The sequence below is a fragment of the Streptomyces sp. NBC_00513 genome, from assembly GCF_041431415.1.
In the GTDB taxonomy this organism is placed as follows: Bacteria; Actinomycetota; Actinomycetes; order Streptomycetales; family Streptomycetaceae; genus Streptomyces.
This window is the reverse complement of the sequence record NZ_CP107845.1, coordinates 5411359-5433445: the sequence shown is the minus strand read 5'-3', so window position 1 is coordinate 5433445 and position 22087 is coordinate 5411359. Positions and strand designations below refer to the sequence as shown.

General features: G+C 71.3%; 16 protein-coding genes. 5 read left to right on the top strand and 11 right to left on the bottom strand.

What is annotated here, in order from left to right; genetic code table 11:
- Positions 1–68: 68 nt before the first annotated feature.
- The gene (locus OHA84_RS25175) at positions 69–2096 is read left to right on the top strand and encodes a phosphocholine-specific phospholipase C (protein ID WP_266969652.1); all 2028 of its coding nucleotides are present in this window, start codon (positions 69–71) and stop codon (positions 2094–2096) included.
- A gap of 26 nt (positions 2097–2122) precedes the next feature.
- Here the strand turns inward: OHA84_RS25175 and OHA84_RS25170 are convergent, their stop codons facing one another.
- Positions 2123–2677 (bottom strand): GNAT family N-acetyltransferase, encoded by a 555-nt coding sequence (locus OHA84_RS25170; RefSeq protein ID WP_266969654.1) that lies wholly within the window; start codon positions 2675–2677, stop codon positions 2123–2125.
- A complete protein-coding gene (locus OHA84_RS25165; RefSeq protein WP_266950050.1) occupies positions 2674–3399 on the bottom strand; it encodes a tyrosine-protein phosphatase in 726 nt (241 codons plus the stop codon). The genes OHA84_RS25170 and OHA84_RS25165 overlap by 4 nt, the downstream gene beginning before the upstream one ends.
- Before the next feature lie 87 nt (positions 3400–3486).
- On the opposite strand from OHA84_RS25165, the gene OHA84_RS25160 reads away from it, so the two are divergent.
- On the top strand, positions 3487–4188 hold the full coding sequence (locus OHA84_RS25160; RefSeq protein WP_053677685.1) for a nitroreductase family protein: 702 nt from the start codon (positions 3487–3489) through the stop codon (positions 4186–4188).
- Between the two features lie 80 nt (positions 4189–4268).
- Here the strand turns inward: OHA84_RS25160 and pruA are convergent, their stop codons facing one another.
- Together pruA and OHA84_RS25150 are read right to left on the bottom strand one after the other, a co-directional pair.
- Positions 4269–5900: an L-glutamate gamma-semialdehyde dehydrogenase gene (gene pruA / locus OHA84_RS25155; protein WP_053677683.1), complete on the bottom strand. Its 1632-nt coding sequence runs from the start codon at positions 5898–5900 to the stop codon at positions 4269–4271.
- Between the two features lie 44 nt (positions 5901–5944).
- Positions 5945–6871 carry a proline dehydrogenase family protein gene (locus OHA84_RS25150; RefSeq protein ID WP_053677681.1) on the bottom strand — a complete coding sequence of 309 codons (927 nt, stop codon included), beginning with the start codon at positions 6869–6871 and terminating at the stop codon, positions 5945–5947.
- A 198-nt stretch (positions 6872–7069) separates the two neighbouring features.
- On the opposite strand from OHA84_RS25150, the gene OHA84_RS25145 reads away from it, so the two are divergent.
- Positions 7070–8542 (top strand): helix-turn-helix domain-containing protein, encoded by a 1473-nt coding sequence (locus OHA84_RS25145; RefSeq protein ID WP_266969658.1) that lies wholly within the window; start codon positions 7070–7072, stop codon positions 8540–8542.
- A gap of 54 nt (positions 8543–8596) precedes the next feature.
- Here OHA84_RS25145 and OHA84_RS25140 read toward each other — a convergent pair whose 3' ends face one another.
- Positions 8597–9340: a TetR/AcrR family transcriptional regulator gene (locus OHA84_RS25140; RefSeq protein WP_323181887.1), complete on the bottom strand. Its 744-nt coding sequence runs from the start codon at positions 9338–9340 to the stop codon at positions 8597–8599.
- An 89-nt stretch (positions 9341–9429) separates the two neighbouring features.
- Between OHA84_RS25140 and OHA84_RS25135 the strand changes: the two genes are divergently transcribed.
- A complete protein-coding gene (locus OHA84_RS25135) occupies positions 9430–10992 on the top strand; it encodes an MFS transporter (RefSeq protein WP_266969660.1) in 1563 nt (520 codons plus the stop codon).
- A gap of 70 nt (positions 10993–11062) precedes the next feature.
- Here OHA84_RS25135 and serA read toward each other — a convergent pair whose 3' ends face one another.
- The 6 genes from serA to OHA84_RS25105 all read right to left on the bottom strand — a co-directional run bounded on the left by serA (position 11063) and on the right by OHA84_RS25105 (position 20831).
- Positions 11063–12652 (bottom strand): phosphoglycerate dehydrogenase, encoded by a 1590-nt coding sequence (gene serA / locus OHA84_RS25130; RefSeq protein WP_053677675.1) that lies wholly within the window; start codon positions 12650–12652, stop codon positions 11063–11065.
- A 256-nt stretch (positions 12653–12908) separates the two neighbouring features.
- The gene (ilvC, locus tag OHA84_RS25125; RefSeq protein WP_053677673.1) at positions 12909–13910 is read right to left on the bottom strand and encodes a ketol-acid reductoisomerase; all 1002 of its coding nucleotides are present in this window, start codon (positions 13908–13910) and stop codon (positions 12909–12911) included.
- Positions 13911–14059: 149 nt separating this feature from the next.
- Positions 14060–14584 (bottom strand): acetolactate synthase small subunit, encoded by a 525-nt coding sequence (ilvN, locus tag OHA84_RS25120; protein ID WP_053677671.1) that lies wholly within the window; start codon positions 14582–14584, stop codon positions 14060–14062.
- A gap of 32 nt (positions 14585–14616) precedes the next feature.
- Positions 14617–16503: an acetolactate synthase large subunit gene (locus OHA84_RS25115; RefSeq protein WP_053677669.1), complete on the bottom strand. Its 1887-nt coding sequence runs from the start codon at positions 16501–16503 to the stop codon at positions 14617–14619.
- 228 nt (positions 16504–16731) lie between these two features.
- The gene (locus OHA84_RS25110) at positions 16732–19611 is read right to left on the bottom strand and encodes a putative bifunctional diguanylate cyclase/phosphodiesterase (protein WP_371591453.1); all 2880 of its coding nucleotides are present in this window, start codon (positions 19609–19611) and stop codon (positions 16732–16734) included.
- 272 nt (positions 19612–19883) lie between these two features.
- Positions 19884–20831, bottom strand: coding sequence for a 2-hydroxyacid dehydrogenase (locus OHA84_RS25105; protein ID WP_266969664.1), 948 nt, complete (start codon positions 20829–20831; stop codon positions 19884–19886).
- A gap of 73 nt (positions 20832–20904) precedes the next feature.
- Here OHA84_RS25105 and OHA84_RS25100 point away from each other — a divergent pair, with 73 nt between their 5' ends.
- A complete protein-coding gene (locus OHA84_RS25100; protein ID WP_266969666.1) occupies positions 20905–21912 on the top strand; it encodes an aldo/keto reductase in 1008 nt (335 codons plus the stop codon).
- The last annotated feature ends 175 nt before the right edge of the window (positions 21913–22087 follow it).

Here is a 22087-nt window from a genome sequence, read left to right as displayed (position 1 = left end):
TGACGCGGGTCCGGCCACCCTTGCGCTCAATGTGCCGACGGGGCACGTGAGTTGGAGGCGAGCAGTCAGTGACACCGATCAGCCGCAGGGGTTTCGTGGGAATCGGCGCCGGACTGGTGGCGGGCGCCGGCCTGTCCGCGGTCACCCCGACCTCGGCGGCCGCGGCCGCCGCGACCGGCACGATCACCGACGTCAAGCACGTGGTGATCCTCATGCAGGAGAACCGCAGCTTCGACCACTACTTCGGCAGGCTGAAGGGCGTCCGCGGCTTCGGCGACCGCGCCGCCGGCAACCTCCCGGGCGGCTGGGGCATGTTCAACCAGCCGAACTGGGGCGGTCGCCAGTACCCGTGGAAACTCAGCGCCACCCCGCCGGCGGGCGGGGTGGACGGCGCGACCCTCGCGCAGTGCACCGGCGACCTCCCGCACAGTTGGACCTCGCAGCACGCGGCCTGGAACAAGGGCCGGATGGACAACTTCGTCATCGGTGTCGGCAACACCCGCACCCTCGGCCACCTCGACCGGGGCGACATCCCCTTCCACTACGGGCTCGCCGACCACTACACGATCTGCGACGCGTACTTCTGCTCGGCCCTCAGCGCCACCGGCCCCAACCGCACCTTCCTGTGGAGCGGCAAGGTCGACGCGAGCAGCAAGGACGGCGGCGACGAGTCCGGGCTGACCTGGGAGACGTACGCGGAGGCTCTCCAGCGGGCCGGGTTGAGCTGGAAGGTCTACCAGAACGCCCAGGACAACTACGGGGACAACGGCCTGGCCTACTTCGGGAAGTTCACCGGCGCGGCCCCCGGCGACCCGCTGTGGGACCGCGGCATGGGCTCCGTCCCCAGGGTCACCGGCTCCACCCCGGACGACATCGCGGCCGCGATCCGCGCCGACGTCGTCGCCGGGACCCTCCCGCAGGTGTCCTGGGTCGTGGCGAGCGAGGCCTTCTCGGAGCACCCGTACGCGCCGCCCGGGGACGGCGCGCACTTCGTGGACCTGGTCTACCGGGCGCTGGCCGCGAACCCGGAGGTCTTCGACTCCACCGTCCTCTTCCTCAACTACGACGAGAACGACGGGTTCTTCGACCACGTGCCGCCGCCCGTCGCTCCGCCCGGCACACCCGACGAGTACCTCGACGGCCTCCCGATCGGGCTCGGCTTCCGCGTCCCGATGCTCGTGATGTCCCCGTGGACCCGCGGCGGCTGGGTCAGCTCCGAGGTCTTCGACCACACCTCCGTCCTGCGGTTCATGGAGACCTGGACGACGGCCCTCGGCACGCCCGCCACCTGTCCGAACATCAGCGCCTGGCGCCGCAGGGTGGTGGGTGACCTGACCGGCGTCTTCGACTTCGCGCGCCCCGTCCACGGCGTTCCCGCAGGCCTGCCCTCGACCGCGAAGGTCATCGGCCAGGCCACCTGCGCCCCGCTGCCCAACCCCGCCCCGCAGAACAACGCGCTCCCGACGCAGGAGCCCGGCACCCGCCCGGCGCGCGCCCTGCCGTACCAGGTGAACGGCAACCTGGACCGCTTCGAGTTCGGGGCCGCCGGGAAGATCCTGGCCTGGTTCTCGATGTCCAACCAGGGCGCGCACGCGAAGCGGCCCGCGCACTTCTCGATCCACCCGCACCAGCACCGGGACACGACGCCCTGGCAGTACACGGTGGACCCGGGCACCACCTCGACGGACTACTTCAGCGTCGGCCTCGGCAGCGGCTCCGGCAAGTACGACATCTCGATGCACGGGCCGAACCGTTTCCTGCGCCGTTTCATCGGCGACGCCTCCAAGGCGGGCGGGGCGATCGAGGTCGCGGCGCGCTTCGCGCTGGAGCCGGGCACGGGCAAGACCGCCGTGTACTTCAAGATGACCAACACCTCCGCGGCGGCGGTCACCTTCACGATCCGTTCCGACGCGTACCGCACGGACGGCCCGTGGACGTACAAGGTCCCCGCGAACTCCTCCCGCGAGGACTTCTTCAACGCCGTCGCCTACAACGGCGGTTGGTACGACTTCACGATCCTGGCCGACTCCGACGGCACCTGGTCGCGCCGCTACACGGGCCACGTCGAGTACGGGGCGCCGAGCGTCTCGGGCTGAGCGGCCCGCGCCCGCACCGACACCCCCTAGAGCACGTCCCCGTCGCGCCAGTCGAAGTCGAGCCGCCCGGTGGGGTCCAACAGGGCCCCGCCGGGCGGTGCCCAGAGGTAGGTGGAACCCTCCTCCTCCGCGAGTCGCTCCGGCCCGGCCGGGCCCAGCACCCCGACCCGTCCGCCCCACACCCGCCAGCCGCGCCCCGCGTACAGGGCGGCGCCGTCCTCTGAGGCGGACAGCGCGCCCAGCTCGTAGGCCCGCCCGATCACACCCTCCAGTTCGGCCATGACCCGCCCGGCGAGACCGCGCCGGCGCCGGTCGGAGCGGACGGCCACCGCCTCGACGTACCCGGTCCGCAGGGCCCGACCGGCGTGCACGACCCGGCGTTGCACCACGCTGCCGTGCGCGATCGGCACGCCGTCCTCCCGGACCAGGACGTGCATCCCGCCGAGCGCGTGCTCGAAGTCCTCGTCGGCGAAGTCCCCGTCGAACGCGTCGTCCAGCAGGGCGCGGATCTCGCCGAACTCCGCCGTGCCCAGCTCGCAGGTGTGCCGCAGCAGGATGTCACCGCTCGTGTTCGCCGTCATCCGGCGACGGTACCAACGCCCCGGAGCCGGCCGGCGAGCCTTTCCAGCGTGCCCGTGTCGAGGCCGGCGTCGAGCAGGTAGGCCCGTGCGTCCAACCGTTCGGCGGCCTGCCGGGCCAGTGCGTGGACGGTCGTGCCGAGCCCGGCGACGTACGTCTCGATCTCCGCGCCGTCGTACGGTCGGCCCTGCGCGGCGTACCCGGCCTTCACCCGGGACTCGCTCAGCCCGTGGTCGGTGGCGATCTCCCGCGGGCTCGCCCCGGCGAGCCGGAGCAGGACGAGGGCGATGATCCCGGTGCGGTCCCGGCCCAGACCGCAGTGGAAGGCGACCCCGCCGGGCGGGGCGTCGGCGATCGTCCGGGCCACGGCGGCGACGCGGTCGGGGAAACGCTCCAGGAAAGGCTGGAAATACGCGGGGGTGCCGAATCCCGGGGTCCCCCACCACACGTCCCAGAAGTCCCGGTGCTCCAGCCCGTCCAGGGGTATCCGCACCGTGGTCAGGAGGTCCGGGCGGGGCGCGCGGTCCACCTCCACCTCGTCGTCGTTGCGCAGGTCGACGACGGTCCGCACGCCATGGGCGACCAGGGTGGTCCAGCCCCGTTCGGTGAGCCGGTCGAGGCGGTCCGCGCGCACGGCCGCCCCCGGCGCGACCTGCCCCACGCCCCCCAGGTCACGCGCGTTGAAACACCCGTCCCACTCGAGAAATCGTCCGGCCCCTGCCATGTTCATAGCCCCCCTGTCAGTACACATCGGACAGATGCTCATGACGCGGATCTGGCGGGGATCGGTTCCGCGCGTGAAGATCTGCCCATGTCGCCTGAGACTCAGCAGTGGACCCCCACCCATGGCCGTCCCCATCGGCCCGTCCCGTACCGGCCCGCGCGCATGCCGGGCCCGGAATCCCTCGCGCGCGCGGCCGAGTTGCGGGCGCGGATGGACGAGCGGCGCACCGTCCGCCACTTCTCCCCCGACCCGGTGCCCGAGCAGGTCGTGCGGGACGCCGTCGCCTGCGCCGCGACGGCCCCGTCCGGGGCACACCAGCAGCCCTGGACGTTCGTCCTGGTCAAGGATCCCGAGATCCGTCAGCAGATCCGCGCCGCGGCCGAGCAGGAGGAGCAGATCTCCTACGACGGCCGGCTCGGCGACGAATGGCTCGCCGCGCTGCGCCCCCTCGGCACCGACGCGGTCAAGACCCACCTGACCGACGCTCCGGCCCTGATCGTGGTCTTCCAGCAGCGGTACTGGCTGGGGCCCGACGGCACGAAGCGCAAGCACTACTACGTGGACGAGTCGGTCGGCATCGCCGTCGGCATGCTCCTGTCCGCCCTCCACCTGAGCGGGCTCGCCGCGTTGATCCACACACCGAGCCCGATGCGGTTCCTGAGCCACGTCCTGAACCGTCCGGAGAACGAGAAGGCCTTCGCGGTCATCCCCGTCGGCTACCCGGCCGACGACTGCGAGGTTCCCGACCTGCTGCGCAAGTCCCTGGACCAGGTCATCGTCGAGGTCTGAGACCGTCCCGGAACCTGGACCGCCCCCGCTCCGGACTTGGGGGTACCGGAGCGGGGGCGGGGTTCGGCAGGGCAGGGAGGTCAGCCCATGTGCGGGTACGGGTAGTCGGTCGGCGGGACCAGGGTCTCCTTGATGGAGCGGGTCGAGGTCCAGCGCAGCAGGTTGGAGGCCGCGCCCGCCTTGTCGTTCGTACCGGACGCGCGGCCGCCACCGAAGGGCTGCTGGCCGACGACGGCGCCGGTGGACTTGTCGTTGATGTAGAAGTTGCCCGCGGCGAAGCGGAGCTTCTCCATCGCGTCGGCCGCCGCGTAGCGGTCCTGGGCGATGACGGCGCCGGTCAGCGCGTACGCGGACACCGACTCCATCTGCTCCAGCATGGCGTCGAAGTCCGCGTCCTCGTAGACGTGCACGGCGAGGATCGGGCCGAAGTACTCGGTCGTGAAGACCTCGTTCTCCGGGTCGGTGCAGGCGATGACGGTCGGGCGGACGAAGTAGCCCTCCGAGTCGTCGTAGCTGCCGCCGGCGACGATCGTGCAGGTCGGGTCGGCCTTGGCGCGGTCGATCGCGGCCTTGTTCTTCGCGAACGAACGCTCGTCGATGACGGCGCCGATGAAGTTCGTCAGGTCGCGGACGTCACCCATGGTGATGCCGTCGACCTCGGCCGCGAAGGCCTCCTTGAAGCCGTCGTTCCAGATCGACGCCGGGACGTAGGCGCGCGAGGAGGCCGAGCACTTCTGGCCCTGGTACTCGAAGGAGCCGCGGGTCAGGGCGGTCTTCAGGATGTCGCGGTCCGCGGACGGGTGGGCGACGACGAAGTCCTTGCCGCCGGTCTCGCCGACCAGGCGCGGGTAGGACTTGTACTTCTCGATGTTGTTGCCGACGGTCTTCCACAGGTGCTGGAAGGTCTTGGTCGAGCCGGTGAAGTGGATGCCGGCCAGCTCGGGGTGGTTCAGGGCCACCTCGGAGACGGCGATGCCGTCGCCGGTCACCAGGTTGATGACGCCCTTGGGCAGGCCGGCCGCCTCCAGGACCTCCATCAGCAGGACCGCGGAGTGGGTCTGCGTCGGGGACGGCTTCCACACGACCACGTTGCCCATCAGGGCCGGGGCGGTCGGCAGGTTGCCGGCGATGGCCGTGAAGTTGAACGGCGTGATCGCGTAGACGAAGCCCTCCAGCGGGCGGTGGTCGCTGCGGTTCCACACGCCGGCGCTGTTCGCGGCGGGCTGCTCGGCCAGGATCTGGCGGGCGAAGTGGACGTTGAAGCGCCAGAAGTCGACGAGCTCGCAGGGGGTGTCGATCTCCGCCTGCTGGGCGGTCTTCGACTGGCCCAGCATGGTCGAGGCGGCCAGCTTCTCGCGCCACGGGCCGGCGAGCAGCTCGGCGGCGCGCAGGATGATCGCGGCGCGGTCGTCGAAGTCCATCGCGCGCCAGGCCGGGGCGGCGGCCAGGGCGGCGTCGACGGCGGCCTGGGCGTCGGCCTCGGTGGCGTTCGCGTAGGTGCCGATGACGGACTTGTGGTCGTGCGGCTGGACGACGTCGAAGCGCTCGCCGCCACCCATCCGCTTGACGCCGTCGATCGTCATGGGGAGGTCGATCGGGTTCTCGGACAGCTGCTTGAGCTGGATTTCGAGACGTGCGCGCTCCGGGCTGCCGGGGGCGTACGAGTGGACCGGCTCGTTGACCGGCGCGGGGACCTGGGTCACAGCATCCATGGGTCTGGCAACTCCTTGAGCTAGTTCTGAACCTGGTTCTGGACCTAGTTCTTGGTGATCATCGAGCGGAGGAAGAAGAGGAGGTTGGCCGGCTTCTCCGCGAGGCGGCGCATGAAGTAGCCGTACCAGTCGGTCCCGTACGCGGTGTAGACGCGCATCCGGTGTCCCTCGGCGGCCAGCCGCAGGTGCTCGTCGCTGCGGATCCCGTACAGCATCTGGAACTCGTACTCGTCGGGCTTGCGGCCGGCCTTGCGGGCCAGTTCCTGGGCGATGGCGATCAGGCGCGGGTCGTGGGACCCGATCATCGGGTACCCCTCGCCCTCCATCAGGATGCGCATGATGCGGACGTACGCCTTGTCGATCTCGGCCTTGTCCTGGTAGGCGACCTCGGCGGGCTCCTTGTAGGCGCCCTTCACGATCCGGACGCGGCTGCCGGCCTCGGCGAGCCGGTGGGCGTCGGCCTCGGTGCGGAAGAGGTAGGCCTGGATCACGCAGCCGGTCTGCGGGAAGTCCCGGCGCAGTTCCTCGTGGATCGCGAACATCGAGTCGAGGGTGGTGTGGTCCTCGGCGTCCAGGGTGACGGTGGTGCCGATGGCCGCTGCGGCCTCGACGACCGGGCGCACGTTGGCGAGGGCCAGCTCGTGGCCGCCTTCGAGGGCCTGGCCGAACATCGAGAGCTTCACCGACATCTCGACCGTCTCGCCCAGACCCAGCTCGGCCAGCCGCTCGATCAGTTCGAGGTAGGCGTCGCGCGCGGCGTGGGACTGCTCCACGGCGGTGATGTCCTCGCCGACCACGTCGAGGGTGACTTCGAGGCCCTTGCGCGTAAGGTCCTCGACGATCGGGATGACCTGGCCGACCGTCTCACCGGGGATGAACCGGTTCACCACGGGCTTGGTCACCGGGGCGGCGGAGACGATTCGGCGCAGTTTGTCGCTGCGGGAAGCGGCGAGGATCGCGGGACCCAGCACGGGGCACCTCCAACGGGTGGCAGAAGCAGATTCACGATCTCGCGCCGGCGTGGCGTGGACGTAAGAGAAACGCATGTAAAACCACCGTGAAACCTAAGGATCTCCACGATCCTCTGCCATCGACAGCTGTCACGCATCCGTTGTCGACATCTCATACATCTGTCTGAAGAACCGTTCCGCGGGTGGGAGAATGGCCGGGTGAAGGGCGATTACCAGGACCTGGTGGACGAGATCTCGGCGCTGCTCGGCGCCCCGGCGACCCTGGAGAACCGGGACTTCCGCCTCATCGCCTTCGGCGCGCACGACGGCGACGACGACACGGCCATGGACCCCGTCCGCACCCGCTCGATCCTGACCAGGCAGTCCACGGCCGCCGTCCGGTCCTGGTTCGAGGGCTTCGGCATCGCCCGCGCCACCGGTCCGGTACGCATCCCGGCCGCCCCCGAGGCCGGGGTCGTCCGGGGTCGGCTCTGCCTGCCGGTGCGCTACCGGGGGATCGTTCAGGGTTACGTGTGGCTCCTCGACCCGGAGTCCGGACCCGACGCGGGGCCCGGTCCGGCGGCGCTCACCGCCGCCATGGAGGTCGCCGAGCGCATGGGAGTGCTGCTCGCCGAGGAGGCCAAGGCCGGGGCGGATCTGTCGCGGGAGTTCCGCGCGGCGCTCACGGCCGACCGCGGCTGGCAGCGGGACATGGCGCTGACCGCGCTGCGTACGGCTCTGGGACCGGACGGCGACGGGATCCACGCGGTGGTGTGCGTGGCCCCGTGGGCCGGGGAGGTCCCGGGTTCGATGCCGGGTGCGGCGGCGGTGTGCGAGGTGCCGTGGCCCCGGCCGGGCCGCGCGAGCGGAACGGACCCGGGCGGGTCGGACCGCGGTGGGGCGGACCGGAGCACGTCGGACCGGACCGCGTCGGACCGGACCACATCAGGCCGGACCACGTCGGGGCGCGCCACATCGGGCCGGACCGCATCCGGGCGGGCCGCTTCGGGCCGGGGCGCCGCGGGGCAGCCTGCTTCGGGCCGGGGCGTTTCGGGCCGGGTCGCCGATCTCCCGGGTGGCCGCACCGACGCCCGACCGGGTGACCGTTCCGCCACCGGGGCCGGCGCCGCCGGGTCGGACGGGATCGACGGGGACCCGGGTCCCGGTCGGACGGCTCTGGCGGTGCTGGTCAGGCTCCGCTCGGCGGACTCCGTCGCGCCGGTGGAGGCGCTGACCTCCCGACTGCTCCCCCGCCCCGCGACGCCGGCGGGACCCGCCGCCGCGACCGCCGGCATCGCCGAGCCCCGGCGCGGGCTGACCACGCTCGCCGACGCGTGGGCCGAGGCCGTGGCGGCGGCCAGGGCGGCGGCGGCGCAGCCCCGGCTCGGGCAGGTGGCACGGTGGTCGGCCATCGGACCGTACCGACTGTTGGCCTCGTTGGCCGCGGGGCGGGCGGAAGACCCCTCCACCCGGGTCCTGTTGGAGGCGGCGCACCGGGAACTGGCCCGTACCGCCGAGGTGTTCCTGGACTGCGCCGGACAGGCGGGCCGGGCGGCGGGGGCCCTGGGGATCCACCGCCAGACGCTGTACTACCGGTTGGGCCGGGTGGAGCAACTGACGGGCCTCGATCTGGACGAGGGCGAGGACCGGCTGTTGCTGCACATGTCCCTCAAGGCCGCCCGCCTCGACTGACCCGCGCCCCCTCGCCGGCCGCACGGCGGGCACGGCGTGGGCGCGCGGCGCGGCTCAGGCCGCGGGTCCCGCGTCGGGCGCGTCGGGCGCGTCGGGCGCGTCGGGCGCGTCGGGCGCGTCGGGCGCGTCGGGCGACACTTCCCCCGCCGCCCCGTCGACTGCCGCCCCGTCGACCGGCACTTCGTCGACCGGCGCCGCGGCCGCCTTCCCCGGCGTTCCCGCCCCCGCCCCCTTCGCCATGAGCTCCGCCGCCCGCCGCATCCCCTCGGTCAGCTCGGCCGGGGTGCCGGCGCTCCCGGCGTCGAAGAGCCACTGGATCATGAACCCGTTGAGCAGGGCCTGGTAGAAGGTGCCCAGCGTGCGCAGGTCCCCCTCCTCCAGCCGGTCCTCCGGCACACCGGTGAACATCGAGACCAGCCCCCGGCGCCCCTCGTCCTGCAAGGCCGCGAGCAGTCGGCGCAGCTCCGGGAGCTCGTCCCGGGTCAGCGCGACCTCCAGGCTCGCGGCCCAGATCGGGCCCGACTCCTCGTGCCGGGCGTGCACGCCCTGCCACACCGCACGGAAGCGGTCGAGCGAGCCGCCCTCCCCCGCGAGGCCGCCGGTGAACGCGTCGCCCCAGTCGGAGATCAACTCGATGAACGCCTGGGTGAGCAGGGCGTCCTTCGAGCCGTAGTGATAGCCGATGGAGGCCAGGTTGGCGCCCGAGGCCTTGACGATGTCACGCGCGGTGGTGCGCACGAACCCCTTCTCGACCAGGCATTCCTTGGCCCCCCGGAGCAGATCTTCGCGATGTCCCATGCCGACACGGTAGCAAGACAACTGTCCTAGACGGAAGTTCCATACGCTCGTACTAGACAAGCGTTTATGACGCTTGTACATTCCTGTTCATGACGAACCCCGCTGCCTCAGCGCGCCTCGCCGGCCGCCGCGAATGGACCGCCTTCACCGTCCTGCTGCTGCCGCTGCTCCTGGTCTCGATGGACGTCTCCGTCCTCTACTTCGCCATCCCCGCCATCACCCGGGAGCTGGACCCGAGCGCCACCCAACAGCTCTGGATCTTCGACAGCTACGCCTTCGCCCTCTCCGGGCTGCTGATCACGATGGGTTCGCTCGGAGACCGCATCGGCCGCCGCAAACTGCTGTTGATCGGCGCGAGCGCCTTCGGCCTCGCCTCCGTCGGCGCCGCGTACGCGACCAGCGCCGAGATGCTGATCGCCTGCCGGGTACTGCTCGGCGTCGGCGGTGCGACGCTGATGCCGTCCACCCTGGCCCTCGTACGAAACCTCTTCCGGGACGCCAGGCAGCGCGCCCAGGCCATCGCCATCTGGTCCGGAGCCATGACCGGCGGCATCGCCCTCGGCTCCGTGATGAGCGGTGTGATGCTGAACCACTTCCACTGGGGTTCGGTGTTCCTGATCAACGTCCCCGCGATGCTGCTCCTGCTGGTCCTGGTCCCGGTGCTGGTACCGGAGTTCAAGGACCCCGCCCCGGGCCGCTTCGACCTGCCGAGCGTCCCGCTGTCGATGGCCGCCGTGCTGCCCCTGGTGTACGGCCTCAAGGAGATCGCCGCGGAGGGCCTCGCACCGCTCCACACCGCCTGCGTCGCCGTCGGCCTGGCCTTCGGGTACGTGTTCGTGCGCCGCCAGCGGGGCCGCGACGACGCCATGGTCGGCCGGGCGCTCTTCCGCAACCGGGGCTTCGGCGCGGGCATCGGCCTCCAGACCGTCTCCGCCTTCGCCATGATGGGTTCGGCCTACTTCACCACCCAGTACCTCCAATCGGTGCTCGGCATGGGCACCTTGGAGGCCGCCCTGTGGAGCCTGGCCCCGTCGGTCGCCATCGGCGCCGCCGCCCCCGTGGCCGCGGCCCTCGCCCGCACGGTGGACCGGTCCCTCGTCATCGCGGGCGGCTTCCTCCTCGGCGCCGCCGGGTTCGCCCTCATCGGCCGGGTCGGCACGGACTCCCTGTGGCTGCTCCTCGTCGGCGCCGGGGTGCTGGCCAGTGGGATCGTCGTCGTGATGTCCCTGGTCTCCGACATCGCGCTCGGCGCGGCCCCCGCCGAGAAGGCCGGCTCGGCCGCCTCGCTGCTGGAGACGGGCGCCGAGTTCGGCGGCGCCCTGGGCATGGCCGTCCTGGGCAGCCTCGGCACCGCGGTCTACCGCTCCGACCTGGTGGGCGCCGAGCCCGCCGTCCGGGAGACCCTGGGCGGCGCGGTCGCCACCGCCGGTTCGCTCGGCGGCGAGTCCGGGCAGCGGGTGCTGGACCTGGCCCGGGAGGCGTTCGTGCACGGCATGCAGTACGCGGCCTGGGGCGGAACGGCCCTGCTGCTCGCGGCCGCGGCCCTCGCGCCGGTCCTGCTGCGCGGCATCGGCACCACCGCCGTGACCCCGGTGGAACCGGAGCCGGAGCCGGCCGGGGCCGCCGCGGCCCCCGCCCCCGTCGCACGCTGACGACCCGTACGACACGGAACGCGAAAGGGCCCGGGGTCTCCCCCGGGCCCTTCCCCTGCGTGCCGAAGGGTCAGCCGAGGCTGACCGTGCGCGCCGAGACGGCGCCGATCTCGGCGGCGATGTCCGCGAGGACGTTCACCGGGACCTCGGCGTCGACGGTGAGGACGCCGAGCGCCTCGCCACCCTCCTCGGCGCGGGCGACCTGCATGCCCGCGATGTTCAGACCGGCCTCGCCCAGGATGCGGCCGACGGTGCCGACGACGCCCGGACGGTCGGCGTAGCGCAGGACGACCATCTGCTCGGCGAGTGCCAGGTCCAGGTCGTACTCGCCGATGCCGACGATCTTCTGAAGGTGCTTCGGGCCCGCGAGCGTGCCGGAGACCGAGACCTCCTGCCCGTCCGAGAGGGTGCCGCGGACGGTGACCACGTTGCGGTGGTCCGGGGACTCCGAGCTGGTGGTCAGGCGGACCTCGACACCGCGTTCCTGCGCGAACAACGGGGCGTTGACGTAGGAGACCGTCTCGTCGACGACGTCCTCGAAGACACCCTTGAGCGCGGAGAGCTCCAGCACCTTGACGTCGTGCTGGGTGATCTCGCCGCAGACCTCGACGTCGAGACGGACCGCGACCTCGCCCGCGAGGGCGGTGAAGATGCGGCCGAGCTTCTCGGCGAGCGGCAGGCCCGGACGCACGTCCTCGGCGATGACGCCGCCCTGGACGTTGACCGCGTCCGGCACCAGTTCACCGGCGAGCGCGAGGCGCACCGACTTGGCGACCGAGACACCGGCCTTCTCCTGGGCCTCGTCCGTGGACGCGCCGAGGTGCGGGGTGCAGACGACCTGGTCGAGCTCGAAGAGCGGGGAGTCCGTGCAGGGCTCCTTCGCGTACACGTCGAGGCCGGCGCCGGCGACGCGGCCCTCCTTGATGGCCGTGTACAGCGCGGCCTCGTCCACGATCCCGCCGCGCGCGGCGTTGACGATGCGGACGGACGGCTTCACCTTGTGCAGCGCCTCGTCCCCGATGAGACCGAGGGTCTCGGGGGTCTTCGGCAGGTGCACGGTGATGAAGTCCGCGACCTCCAGCAGCTCGTCCAGCGTCAGCATCTTGACGCCCATCTGGGCGGCGCGCGCGGGCTGGACGTAGGGGTCGTACGCGACGACCTTCATGCCGAAGGCCGACATGCGCTGGGCCACCAGGACGCCGATGCGGCCGAGGCCCACGACACCGAGGGTCTTCTCGCTGAGCTCGACGCCCGTGTACTTGTTCCGCTTCCACTCGCCGTTCTTCAGGGCGGTGTTGGCCTGCGGGATGTTGCGGGCCGTGGCGACGAGCAGGCCACAGGCCAGCTCGGCGGCGGTGACGATGTTGGAGGTCGGCGCGTTGACGACCATCACGCCGGCCTTGGTGGCGGCGGAGACGTCGACGTTGTCGAGGCCGACACCCGCGCGGGCGACCACCCTGAGCTTCTTGGCGGCGGCGATGGCCTCGGCGTCCACCTTGGTGGCGGAGCGGACCAGGATCGCGTCGACGTCGACGATCGCGGGCAGCAGCTCCGCGCGGTCGGCTCCGTTGACGTGCCGGATCTCGAAGTCCGGACCGAGCGCGTCCACCGTGGCGGGCGACAGCTCTTCGGCGATGAGTACGACAGGTTTCGAGCTCACGTGGGTCATCCTCACAAGTCCAGTGCGGACGGCCGTCCCGACGGCCGCAGGCGGTGGAGGGGGTAGCCGCGTGGAAGACGCACGACACTGTGGGCCTGACGCGTTGTGTTGAGCAGTGTAGTGGCGTATCCGCGGCGGATTTCCGCCTGTACGGAAGGATCACCCTTCCGTGATTGGCCGGGGTGGCCAATCCGCGCGGTCGAAGGCCGCTGATCCGGCGGGCCGGACGGCCTCCAGGGGCGCGTGCGCGGCGGGATCAGCTCTCGTCGTTGTCGACCCAGCTCATCAGCTTGCGCAGCTTCTTGCCGGTGGTCTCCAGCAGGTGGGCCTCATCGGCCTTCTTGTACTCGTTGTACTTCGGCAGACCGGCCTTGTACTCGGCCATCCAGGTGTTGGCGAACTCGCCGCTCTGGATCTCCGCGAGGACCTTCTTCATCTCGGCCTTGGTGGCGTCCGTGATGATGCGGGGGCCGGTGATGTAGTCGCCCCACTCGGCGGTCTCGGAGACCGACCAGCGCATCTTCTCCAGGCCACCCTCGTACATGAGGTCCACGATGAGCTTCAGCTCGTGCAGGCACTCGAAGTACGCGATCTCCGGCTGGTAGCCGGCCTCGGTCAGGGTCTCGAAACCGGCCTTGACCAGCGCGGAGGCGCCACCGCAGAGGACGGCCTGCTCACCGAACAGGTCGGTCTCGGTCTCCTCGGTGAAGGTGGTCTTGATGACGCCGGCGCGGGTGCCGCCGATGCCGGCCGCGTAGGAGAGCGCGAGGGCGAAGGCGTTGCCGCTGTGGTCCTGCTCGACGGCGGCGATGCAGGGCACGCCGCGGCCTTCCTCGTACTGGCGGCGGACCAGGTGACCCGGGCCCTTCGGGGCGACCAGGGCGACGTCCACGTTGGCCGGGGGCTTGATGAAGCCGTAGCGGACGTTGAAGCCGTGACCGAAGAAGAGCGCGTCGCCGTCCTGGAGGTGGTCCTTGATGGACTCCTCGTAGATCTCGGCCTGGAGCGGGTCCGGGGTCAGGATCATGATGACGTTGGCCCACTCGGCGGCCTCGGACACCGAGACGACCTTCAGGCCCTGCTCCTCGGCCTTGGCCTTGGACTTGGAGCCCTCCTTCAGGCCGACGACGACGTCGACGCCGGAGTCACGGAGCGACAGCGCGTGGGCGTGGCCCTGGCTGCCGTAGCCGATGACCGCGACCTTGCGGCCCGCGATGATGGACAGGTCGGCGTCGTTCTCGTAGAACAGCTCGGCCACTGGGATATCTCCTTGGTGCGCGTGTGTTGCTCCCACCGTACGGCGGGGAACGGAATGTGAGTTTCTCGGTCTCGCCATGCGGGCGGCCCGCCGACGCGCGGCGGGCCGCCCACGGGGGCGAACGGTCGAACGACCGGTGGAGCGGTCGCTCAGGCGCTGCGGTCGAGCGCGCGCAGGCTGCGGTCCGTGATGGACCGTCCGCCACGCCCTATGGCGATCGTGCCGGACTGCACGAGTTCCTTGATGCCGAAGGGCTCCAGCATCTTCAGCATCGCGCCGAGCTTGTCGGTGCCGCCGGTGGCCTCGATGGTGACGGCCTCCGGGGAGACGTCGACCGTCTTGGCGCGGAACAGCTGGACGATCTCGACGATCTGCGAGCGGGTCTCGTTGTCGGCGCGGACCTTCACCAGAACGAGTTCACGCTCGATGGCGTTGTGCTGCTCCAGCTCGACGATCTTGAGCACGTTGACCAGCTTGTTGAGCTGCTTGGTCACCTGCTCCAGCGGAAGGTCCTCGACGTTCACGACGATGGTGATGCGCGAGATGTCGGGGTGCTCGGTGACACCGACCGCGAGGGAGTCGATGTTGAAGCCGCGGCGGGAGAACAGGGCGGCGATCCGGGCGAGGATGCCGGGCGTGTTCTCGACCAGGACGGAGAGCGTGTGCTTGGACATGTGAGTCGTTCTCTCTCTCAGGCTCTCTCGGCTCAGTCGTCTTCGTTGTCGCCGAAGTCGGGACGGACGCCCCGGGCTGCCATGACCTCGTCGTTGGAGGTGCCGGCGGCGACCATCGGCCACACCATGGCGTCCTCGTGGACGATGAAGTCGACGACCACCGGGCGGTCGTTGATCGCGTTGGCCTCGGCGATGACCCGGTCCAGGTCGGCGGGGTCCTCGCAGCGCAGTGCGACGCAGCCCATGGCCTCGGACAGTTTCACGAAGTCCGGGACGCGGGTTCCCTTGCGGGGGGCGATGGACTCGCCGAGCTGGGAGCCCACGGTGGCGTGGCCGGTCTCGTCGGCGTGCAGGACCGTGTTGGAGTACCGCTGGTTGTAGAACAGGGTCTGCCACTGGCGGACCATGCCCAGCGCGCCGTTGTTGATGATCGCGACCTTGATCGGGATGTTGTTCAGCGCGCAGGTGGCCAGTTCCTGATTGGTCATCTGGAAGCAGCCGTCGCCGTCGATCGCCCAGACCGTGCGGTCCGGCATGCCGACCTTGGCGCCCATCGCGGCCGGGACCGCGTAGCCCATGGTTCCGGCGCCACCGGAGTTCAGCCAGGTGCGGGGCTCCTCGTAGTCGACGAAGTGCGAGGCCCACATCTGGTGTTGGCCGACGCCGGCCGCGTAGATGGTGTGCTCCGGGGCGAGCGCGCCGATCCGCTGGATGACCTGCTGCGGCGAGAGGCTGCCGTCCGCGGGCAGGTCGTAGCCCAGCGGGTACGTCTCGCGCCAGCGGCTGAGGTCCTTCCACCAGGCGGTGTAGTCGCCCGCGTTGCCCTCGGTGTGCTCGGCCTGGATTGCCTGGATCAGGTCGGCGATGACCTCGCGGGCGTCGCCCACGATCGGGACGTCGACCTCGCGGTTCTTGCCGATCTCGGCCGGGTCGATGTCCGCGTGGATGACCTTGGCGAACGGGGCGAAACTGTCCAGCTTGCCGGTGACGCGGTCGTCGAAGCGGGTGCCGAGCGCGATCAGCAGGTCCGACTTCTGCAGCGAGGTGACGCCGGTGACCGAACCGTGCATGCCGGGCATGCCGACGTGCAGCGGGTGGCTGTCGGGGAAGGAGCCGAGCGCCATCAGGGTGGTACAGACGGGGACGCCGGTCAGTTCCGCGAGGACCTTCAGCTCGGCGGTGGCGCCGGACTTCATGACACCGCCGCCGACGTACAGGACCGGGCGCTTGGCCGCGCAGATGAGCTTGGCGGCCTCCCGGATCTGCTTGGCGTGCGGCTTGGTGACGGGCCGGTAGCCCGGCAGGTCGTGGGTCGGCGGCCACGAGAAGGTGGTCTTCGACTGGAGGGCGTCCTTGGCGATGTCCACCAGGACCGGGCCGGGGCGGCCGGTGGAGGCGATGTGGAACGCCTCCGCGATCGTCCGCGGGATGTCCTCGGCCCGCGTGACCAGGAAGTTGTGCTTCGTGATCGGCATCGTGATGCCGACGATGTCCGCCTCCTGGAAGGCGTCGGTGCCGATCGCCTTGGAGGAGACCTGGCCGGTGATCGCGACGAGCGGCACGGAGTCCATGTGCGCGTCCGCGATCGGGGTGACCAGGTTGGTGGCGCCCGGGCCCGAGGTGGCCATGCAGACGCCGACCTTCCCGGTGGCCTGCGCGTAGCCGGTCGCGGCGTGGCCGGCGCCCTGCTCGTGGCGGACCAGGATGTGACGGACCCTCTTGCTGTCCATCATCGGGTCGTAGGCGGGAAGGATGGCGCCACCCGGGATCCCGAACACGGTGTCGCACCCCACCTCTTCGAGAGAGCGGATGAGGGACTGCGCACCCGTGACGTGCTCAACTGCGGCGGACTGGTGTCCACCCGTACGGGGCCGCGGCTGCGGATGGTGGGCCCCGGTGGCCTGCTCGGTCATCGGCATTCTCTTCTCGAAGCTGAGGGTTTTACGAGGAGCGGGGATCCTTCGGAGCAAGCTCCGAAGGCGTGTGCCAGTGCAACAAAAAACCCCTCGTGCCGGGAGGCAAGCGAGGGGAGCGCGTCGGGTGTGTGGAGCGGGGACATACAGGTCCCAGCTTCAGCCGACGCGCTTTCCAAGTACGAGAATTCGGGTGCGCATGGCACTGACCCTCCCTCCGGCGGGAGGTGGATGTCAAGCGGGTGGGACGGGCGTCTCATTATTTGAGCCTCTACGGATGACCATCAAGCCACTGGACGAGCCTCCGGCCAAGGCCGGCTGGGCCAAACCGCCCGGTACTGGGAACGTACCGCGCACGAGGGCGCGTCGCAGCCTGTATTCGTCGAGTGGTCCGGAGAAGGCCATTCCTTGACCCTGGGTGCACCCCATCGCCCGCAGGGCCGACACCTGCTCGGGCAGGTCCACCCCGTCGGCCACCGACTGCATCCCCAGGTCGTTTGCGATCCGCAACAAACCTGCGGTGATCTTGTGCAGGCGGGCCGATTCCACCAGGCCCTCGACCAGGCCCCGGTCCAGTTTCAGCATGTCCACGGGCAGCCGCCGGAGGGCGCTGATGGCCGCGTAACCGCTGCCGAAGCCGTCGAGGGCGATCAGGACGCCCAGCCTCCGCAAGGCCGTCAGGCGCCGCTCCAGCTCGTCGAAGGGCACTCTGGGATCGCTGTCCGCCAACTCGATCACCAGCGCACCGGACGGCAGCCCGTGCCGGGTCAGCAGGGCGTCCAGGGAGGCGAGCGGCGCGGAGCGGTCCAGCAGCCGCTGGGCGGTCATCCGGACCGCCACCGGCACGTGATGACCGGCCCGGTGCCGCTCGGCGGCCTGCTCCACGGCCTCCTCCAGCAACCAGCGCCCCAGCTCGGCGGTGCGCGAGGCATCCGGAGCGACGCCGTGGGCGGCGCCCTCGCTGTACTCGGCCACCCGCAGGAACTCGGCCGGCGTGAACAGGATCCCCTGCGCCGAGCGCCAACGGGCCTGCGCGGCGACGGCCATGACCTCCCCGGTGGCCAGCGAGACCACGGGCTGGTGCAGCAGGGCGAACTCACCCTCGTGGAGCGCGGTGCGCAGCCGCCCCGCGAGCTCGGCCTTGCGCACGACCTCGGCCTGCATCTGCGGCGCGTACAGCTCGACGCGGTTCTTGCCGCCCGCCTTGGCCCGGTACATCGCGAGATCCGCGTTGCGCATCAGGTCCGAAGGGGTGATGCCGGGGTCCGCGAAGGCCACGCCGATGCTCGCGGCGACCCTGACCTCGCTGCCCCCGATCCGGTACGGCTGGGAGAGCGTGGTGCGCAGTCGGTCGGCGATCTCGTGCACCTGGTACTCGCGGGCGCCGCGGTCGCGGCTGCCGTCGCCCGTGATCAGCGCGGCGAACTCGTCGCCGCCGAGCCGGGCCGCGGTGTCCCCGGCGCGGACCGAGTCCTGGAGCCTGCGGGCGGCCTCGACGAGCAGCTCGTCGCCGGCCTGGTGGCCGATGGTGTCGTTGACCGCCTTGAAGCCGTCGAGGTCGATGAAGAGCACGGCGGTGCCGTGGTCCCCGGCCCGGCGGCCGGTCAGCGCCTGGCGGACCCTGCGGGTGAACAGGGCCCGGTTGGGGAGGTCGGTGAGGGGGTCGTGCTCGGCGCTGTGCTGGAGCTGGGCCTGGAGACGGACGCGCTCGGTGACGTCGCGGCTGTTGAGGATGAGCCCGCCCTGGTGCCGGTTGACGGTGGACTCGACGTTGAGCCAGTCACCGTCGCCCGACTCGAACCGGCACTCGATGCGGGTGGTGGGCTCCTCCGAGGGGGGCGCCGCCAGGAAGCGGCGCACCTCGTGGACCACGCGGCCGAGGTCGTCGGGGTGGATCAGGGTGGCGAGCTCGGTGCCGACCAGTTCCTCCGCCTCTCGGCCGTAGACCCCGGCGGCGGCGGGACTCACGTAGCGCAGGGTGCCGGTGGGCGCGGCGATCATGATGACGTCGCTGGAACCCTGGACCAGGGAGCGGAAGTGGTTCTCCTTCTGGGCCAGTTCCTGGGTCAGCGCGATGTTGTCGACGAGCATGATGCCCTGCCGGATGACGAGGGCCAGGACGACCGTGCAGCCGGTGAAGACGACCATCCGGTCGACCTTCCGGCCGTCCACGACGTTGTACAGGATGCCGAGGGTGCAGACGGCGGCCGCGAGGTACGGGGTCAGCGCGGGCAGCGAGCCGGAGATGGGACGGCTGTGCGGGCGCTCCGCTCGCGGGGGCCGCACCGCCTGCTCGGCGGACTCGGCCCTGCGGGCGCCCCAGGGGGCGTACGCCAGCAGCAGCGAGCCCGCGAACCAGCCGGCGTCGAGGATCTCACCGGAGCGGTAGGTGGTGTTCAGCAGCGGGGAGGTGAAGAGCGCGTCGCTCAGGACGGTCAGGGCGAGGGCCGCGATGGCCGTGTTGACGGCGGAGCGGTTGTTCGCCGAGCGGCGGAAGTGCAGGACCAGCACCATCGAGACGAGCGCGATGTCGAGCAGCGGGTACGCGAGGGACAGCGCGGCCCGGGGGACGCTGCCGGGGGCGCCCGACTGGACGGTGCGCGCGGCGTTGGCGAGGGCCAGGCTCCACGACAGCGTCAGCAGCGATCCGCCGATGAGCCAGGAGTCGAGGCCGAGGCAGACCCAGCCGGCACGGGTGACGGGACGCTTGGCGAGGACCAGGAGGCCCACGATGGCGGGCGGTGCGAAGCAGAGGAAGGCGAAGTCGGCGAGGGAGGGTTCCGGGACCTCCTGGCCGAGAATGACCTCGTACCAGCCCCAGACGGCGTTCCCGAGGGCCCCCATCAGGGAGGAGAACGCGAACATCAGCCAGGCGGGACGTTCGCGCCGGTCGATGGTGCGTGCGTAGTGGAAGCAGGAGACGGCGGCGAGCAGTCCCGCCGTGCTGAGCCCGAAATCGCCCATGAACTTGGCGAGTTCGGTCGATCCCCAGCCGAGGGCGGCTCCGACGGCGTAACCACCGCTGACCACCGCGAGGAGGAGCTGCGCCGCCAGGCCCTTGCCGGCGCCCGCCGTCGGGGGCCGGGTCAGGAGCGCCGCCCCCGGGGGGCTCACCGGTCCCCCTCGCCTGCCAGCTTCGGCGCACCCCATCGTCGCCTCCGGCGGCTCTGCCGCGTCGGATCCTTCGTCCATTGGCCGTGCATCGCCCGTCGCCCCCAAAGTGTCCGATCACTCCCCGGCGCCGGACGTTCCCGGCGCAGCCCCTTGTTCCGGACGATACACCACTTTCGTCACTCAGCGACATAGCTCCTCTACTCTGCGTCACCGTCCGGGAGGTTGTCGACACCGCGCGCACTCGGGTGAATACGGAACGTGCTCACATCGGGTCACCCCGTGGTCAACACCGTGTTCTCCAGGGGCTCGCCGGCGGCGAACCGGGAGAGCTGCCGGGCCAGGAGCCGCTTGGCCCGCGGCTCGAACGCCGAACTGCTGCCGCCCACATGGGGCGTGATCAGGACGTTCGGGGCGTGCCACAGCGGGTGGCCCGCGGGCAGCGGTTCCGGCTCGGTCACGTCGAGCGCCGCCCGCAACCGGCCGGATTCCAGTTCCGCGAGCAGGGCCGCCGTGTCGACGACCGGTCCGCGCGCCACGTTCACGAGCAGGGCGCCGTCCTTCATCCGGCTGAGGAAATGGGCGTCGACCAGGCCGCGGGTGGCATCGGTCAGCGGGGTGGAAAGGACCACCACGTCGGCGTCCGGGAGGAGTCGGGGAAGGTCGGCGAGGGCGTGCACCGGCCCGTGCGCGGTGGTGCGCGCGGAGCGTGCGACCCGTGTGACGCGCGCGCACTCGAAGGGGATCAACCGGTCCTCGATGGCCGCGCCGACCGACCCGTGCCCGACGATCAGGACCGACTTGTCGGCGAGGGCCGGGTAGAAGCCGGCGCGCCACTCCTCGCGGTCCTGGCCGCGGACCATGCCGGGGATGCCGCGGAGCGAGGCGAGGATCAGGGTGAGGGTCAGTTCGGCGGTGCTGGCCTCGTGCACCCCGCGGGCGTTGCACAGGCGCACGCCGGACCGCAGCCCGTCGAGGCCGCCGAGTACGTGGTCGATGCCCGCGGTGAGGGTCTGGACGACCTGGAGGTCGGGCATCGCCGGCAGCGGTCGCAGGGTGACGGCCGGGGACTTCATGTACGGGGTGACGTAGAAGACGCAGTCCCCCGGGTCCGCGGGGAACGCGTCCTCGCCGTCCCACCGTCGGTACCGGAAGCAGTCGGGAAGGCCTTCGATCTCGTCGGCGGCGAAGGGGAGCCAGACGTCCGGGGTCGTTGCAGTCATGATCACGAGGCTATGCCAAGGGATCCGGATCAAGCCGTTAGTTTGATGGCCGGACCGGGAGGGGGACGCACAGGTGGAGCGCAGGTCGATCGGGTCGGGGCCGCTGTGGGTGGGCGCCATCGGCCTCGGCTGCATGCCGATGAGCTGGGCGTACGCGCCCTCGCACCGCCGGGGCGAGGAGTCGGAGCGGACCCTGCACACGGCACTTGACCTCGGTGCGAACCTGCTGGACACGGCCGATGTGTACGGGCCCTTCACCAACGAGCTGGTCCTCGGGCGGGTGCTGCGGGAGCGGCGGTCCGAGGCCTTCGTGTCGGCCAAGGTGGGCCTGCGGGCCGGTGAGCAGCACGTGGTGGCGGACGGTCGGCCCGGATATGTGCGGCGGGCCTGCGACGCCTCGCTGCGGCGGCTGCGGACCGACGTCATAGACCTGTACCAGCTGCACCGGGTGGACCCGGACGTGCCGGTGGAGGAGACCTGGGGCGCCATGGCGGAGCTGGTGGCCGCGGGGAAGGTGCGGGCGCTCGGTTTCTGTGCGCTGGGCGCGGGCGCCGGGCCGGGCGCGGGGCGGCGCGGCGACCGGGCGTACCGGTCGACCGTGAGGCTGCTGGAGCGGGCGCAGCAGGTGTTCCCGGTGAGCGCGGTGCAGGCCGAACTGTCGGTGTGGTCGCCGGAGGCGGCGTGGCAGTTGCTGCCGTGGTGTGCGGCGCGCGGGGTGGGGGTGCTGGCGGCGATGCCGCTGGGCAGCGGGTTCCTGACCGGGACGCTGCGGCCGGGCGCCGGCTTCGAGTCGGCGGACGTGCGGGCCCGGCACCCGAGGTTCACGGCGGACGCGATGGCTTCGAACCAGGTGCTGGTGGCGGGCCTGCGGCGGGTGGCCCGGCGGCACGGGCCGGAGGTCACCGCGGCGCAGGTGGCGCTGGCGTGGGTGTTGGCGCAGGGACCGCACGTGGTGCCCGTCCCGGGGGCCGATCGGGCGCATTGGGCGGCGGAGAACGCCCGGGCTGCCGAGGTCCGGCTCACGGCCGGGGACCTGGCCGAGATGGCGGAACTTCCGGCGGCGGTGGGAGCCTGGGACTGACCCCGGCCGGATGTCGTGCCCCGCGCGATCGGCGACCACCGGAACAACCACTCGATCGAGTGTACGAGTGGTGGAACTTCGGGCGGTGCCGCCGATGTTGAGTCGGTGGGAAGGCACGATCGGAGCACCGGAAGGGACAGCGCGATGCGATATGAACCGCGGTACGGACAGGGCG

Bases quoted from the DNA above. Each gene is read 5' to 3' on its own strand.
- OHA84_RS25160 (WP_053677685.1), top strand. From the start codon at position 3,487: ATGTCGCCTGAGACTCAGCAGTGGACCCCCACCCATGGCCGTCCCCAT.
- OHA84_RS25170 (WP_266969654.1), bottom strand. From the start codon at position 2,677: ATGACGGCGAACACGAGCGGTGACATCCTGCTGCGGCACACCTGCGAG.
- ilvN (WP_053677671.1), bottom strand. From the start codon at position 14,584: ATGTCCAAGCACACGCTCTCCGTCCTGGTCGAGAACACGCCCGGCATC.
- OHA84_RS25140 (WP_323181887.1), bottom strand. From the start codon at position 9,340: ATGGGACATCGCGAAGATCTGCTCCGGGGGGCCAAGGAATGCCTGGTC.
- OHA84_RS25105 (WP_266969664.1), bottom strand. From the start codon at position 20,831: ATGACTGCAACGACCCCGGACGTCTGGCTCCCCTTCGCCGCCGACGAG.
- pruA (WP_053677683.1), bottom strand. From the start codon at position 5,900: ATGGATGCTGTGACCCAGGTCCCCGCGCCGGTCAACGAGCCGGTCCAC.
- OHA84_RS25115 (WP_053677669.1), bottom strand. From the start codon at position 16,503: ATGCCGATGACCGAGCAGGCCACCGGGGCCCACCATCCGCAGCCGCGG.
- OHA84_RS25135 (WP_266969660.1), top strand. From the start codon at position 9,430: ATGACGAACCCCGCTGCCTCAGCGCGCCTCGCCGGCCGCCGCGAATGG.
- OHA84_RS25165 (WP_266950050.1), bottom strand. From the start codon at position 3,399: ATGGCAGGGGCCGGACGATTTCTCGAGTGGGACGGGTGTTTCAACGCG.